The sequence below is a fragment of the Saccharicrinis sp. GN24d3 genome (genome assembly GCF_052400645.1).
Taxonomy (GTDB): domain Bacteria; phylum Bacteroidota; class Bacteroidia; order Bacteroidales; family Marinilabiliaceae; genus Saccharicrinis.
Window position 1 is genome coordinate 1 of the sequence record NZ_JBQTGI010000067.1, and the last position, 2,407, is coordinate 2,407.

The 2,407-nt window shown below is 35.3% G+C and carries 3 protein-coding genes; all 3 read left to right on the plus strand.

Annotated features, from left to right (window positions below; translation table 11 throughout):
* The first annotated feature begins 266 nt into the window (after positions 1-266).
* From ACT29I_RS25580 to ACT29I_RS25590, 3 genes are read left to right on the plus strand one after another with little or no spacing between them, the layout of a single operon-like run.
* The gene (locus tag ACT29I_RS25580) at positions 267-515 is read left to right on the plus strand and encodes a hypothetical protein (RefSeq protein WP_444794849.1); all 249 of its coding nucleotides are present in this window, start codon (positions 267-269) and stop codon (positions 513-515) included.
* A gap of 42 nt (positions 516-557) precedes the next feature.
* On the plus strand, positions 558-1,991 hold the full coding sequence (locus ACT29I_RS25585; protein ID WP_444794851.1) for a tail fiber domain-containing protein: 1,434 nt from the start codon (positions 558-560) through the stop codon (positions 1,989-1,991).
* A 30-nt stretch (positions 1,992-2,021) separates the two neighbouring features.
* Positions 2,022-2,294, plus strand: coding sequence for a hypothetical protein (locus tag ACT29I_RS25590; RefSeq protein ID WP_444794850.1), 273 nt, complete (start codon positions 2,022-2,024; stop codon positions 2,292-2,294).
* The last annotated feature ends 113 nt before the right edge of the window (positions 2,295-2,407 follow it).

Below are 2,407 nucleotides of genomic sequence, written 5' to 3' on the forward strand. Positions count from 1 at the left end.
TCTGCTTATTTTATTACTATTACTACTGGATATTCCGGAGCAAGCTGACCCCCTTACCAAACGTTGGTTGAGGTCATGTTTTTAGCATGACATTCCGGCGGATGCTAACCCAAAAATATTCATTATATTATACCTCCTTAACTTAAAATCATTTGGGAGAATGCCGATAATATAATAAAGCGACTGTTGGAACGAAGTGAACAAGAGACGCATTTTATTATTTAATCGGTATTACAAGTCCAACAGGATTGGCAGCTATTTATGTTATGGATAACACAGGTAATAATATATACTATACCTTAACCGACCATTTGGGCTCGTTAAACACCCTTATTGATGCTTCTGGTAATATAGTTGAAGAACATGCCTTTGATAGTTGGGGAAAAAGAAGAGACCCGCATTATTGGGAAAGCTCTACTACTACAACTTCCTCCATTACCGACAGAGGTTTTGGATATTCGAGTTTGACTTTTAAGGCAGAAATTAATATGTTCAGTGAGGACTTATTTTTTTGACAAGTGAAAACGCAGACAAAACATATAGCCGAACTAATCCCGATGGCCTTAGACCCATCGGGAAACGGAAGAACCTACTGCCCCACCACTATGCAGTTTGTTAGCCCCGACCCATTTATACAATCGCCTCAAAGTTCTGCCAATTATAACAGGTATTCATATTGTATGAATAACCCGATAATGTATTCTGACCCTAGTGGGTATCAATATTACCCATATCAAAATGAAGTTAATGCCATAAATAAAGCACAATTGGAAAGATGGCTAAGCACGGGAGCTCCAGGAGGTGGAGGGGGAGGAGGTTCCATATTCCCTAAATACGGTGTTTTGGGTTCTCCAAGGAATAATCTTGAATACGAAAAACAGCTTGCATATAATTTGGATACTAGAGAGGGTGGTTCATTTTTTACGGATGGTTTAAATCAACGTATTAGCACATTTGGTGAAGTTTCTTATATAGAAACAAGCAAACTTAGGAGAGAAAACGTTCAGGTTTTAGATTATACTTTAAAAAATGGAGAGTTATATTTGAAGGGTACTAAATTTTTTAACATTTATGTACCTTCTAAGTTAACCGCCCTTAACCCAAACAACGCAAATAGAATTGCAGAGTTGTTCAGAAAGTATAATGCTGGTTCCCAAGGGGGTAATTCATTTGATGACTGGATAGACAGAAGTAAAGACCAGCATTTAATGGATTTAGATTTTAAATACCTTCGAGGTTATGGGGCAAAAGGTAAGGTTGAAGTTTTTGGGCAGAAGGTTATGTTAGGCGTTCACCTAGCTACAATTGAGCATAGCTATAATGTTGTAACTGGGTATAAAAAGACTGGATATTCAGGGATAGAACTAGGGCTTGGTCCTGTCGAATTGGGAGCTTTATATGATTATAATACAGGATTTGATTTTAAGTTTGGATTGAGTGCTGCAAAATTCTCAACAGTATCAGACCCTAAGATGAATGTTATTGGTGTTTCTGGTTATTTTGGTGTTGGGGGAAGTGTTGGTTTAGATATGAATGTAGGTAAGTATTTAAATACTGTTGCACCAGTTTATGAGCATATTTATAAATCAGGTGGATTTACAATGGGTACATTTAGTGATGGAAACCTAAAGGAGGATATTAGCCCAATTGACAGTTCGTTAAATAAAGTAAGTAGATTAAATGGTTATAAATACGTTTGGTCTAGCGATGCACCTGAAGGATTAAAGGGAAATGATATTGGAGTATTGGCTCAAGAAGTTGAAATAATTTTTCCTGAAGCAGTGCAAATAGATGAACGTACGGGGTACAAAAAAGTTTACTACTATAAGCTTATACCTGTATTAATAGAAGCGCTAAAAGAGCAGCAAGTTATTATAGAAAATCAGAATGTTCTAATTAACGAATATGAAGGAAGAGTTAAAAGCAATGAAGAGAAACTTGAGCGTGTTTTAAAGCGACTTACGGATTTAGAAGGAAATTCTTCTAAATAATCTTATTTTGAAATATTTTAAAAAAGACAGATGAACGAATTAGTAGTTTTTATATTAGTTATTGTATGTATAGTAGTTGCACTGTATCAAATTTATAGATGGTTTAATTTATATTCTAGTGTTAAACGTCAAAGTCTTAAGGTGATATTTGAGAAAGGGTTCTATATGCCTAAATATATATTGCCAAGCAATAAAGACTTTGATAGAGAAGATGCTAAATCTTTAAATAAAATACATGTGCAAATATATCTATCCATGTTTATTGGGATAGGGGTTATTATAGTGCATATGATTTTAAAGTAAAATAAGAAAAAGCTCGGTTGACACCGAGCTTTTTTCCCCAGCTAGCGCGGACTTGTAGTCCGTGCAATAAGCAAGCTGCAAACAATAACGAGAGCTACGATTTAAATGATTGT

Excerpts from the sequence above, each read along its gene's own strand:
- ACT29I_RS25580 (WP_444794849.1), top strand. The coding sequence starts at position 267 with ATGGATAACACAGGTAATAATATATACTATACCTTAACCGACCATTTG.
- ACT29I_RS25585 (WP_444794851.1), top strand. The coding sequence starts at position 558 with ATGGCCTTAGACCCATCGGGAAACGGAAGAACCTACTGCCCCACCACT.
- ACT29I_RS25590 (WP_444794850.1), top strand. The coding sequence starts at position 2,022 with ATGAACGAATTAGTAGTTTTTATATTAGTTATTGTATGTATAGTAGTT.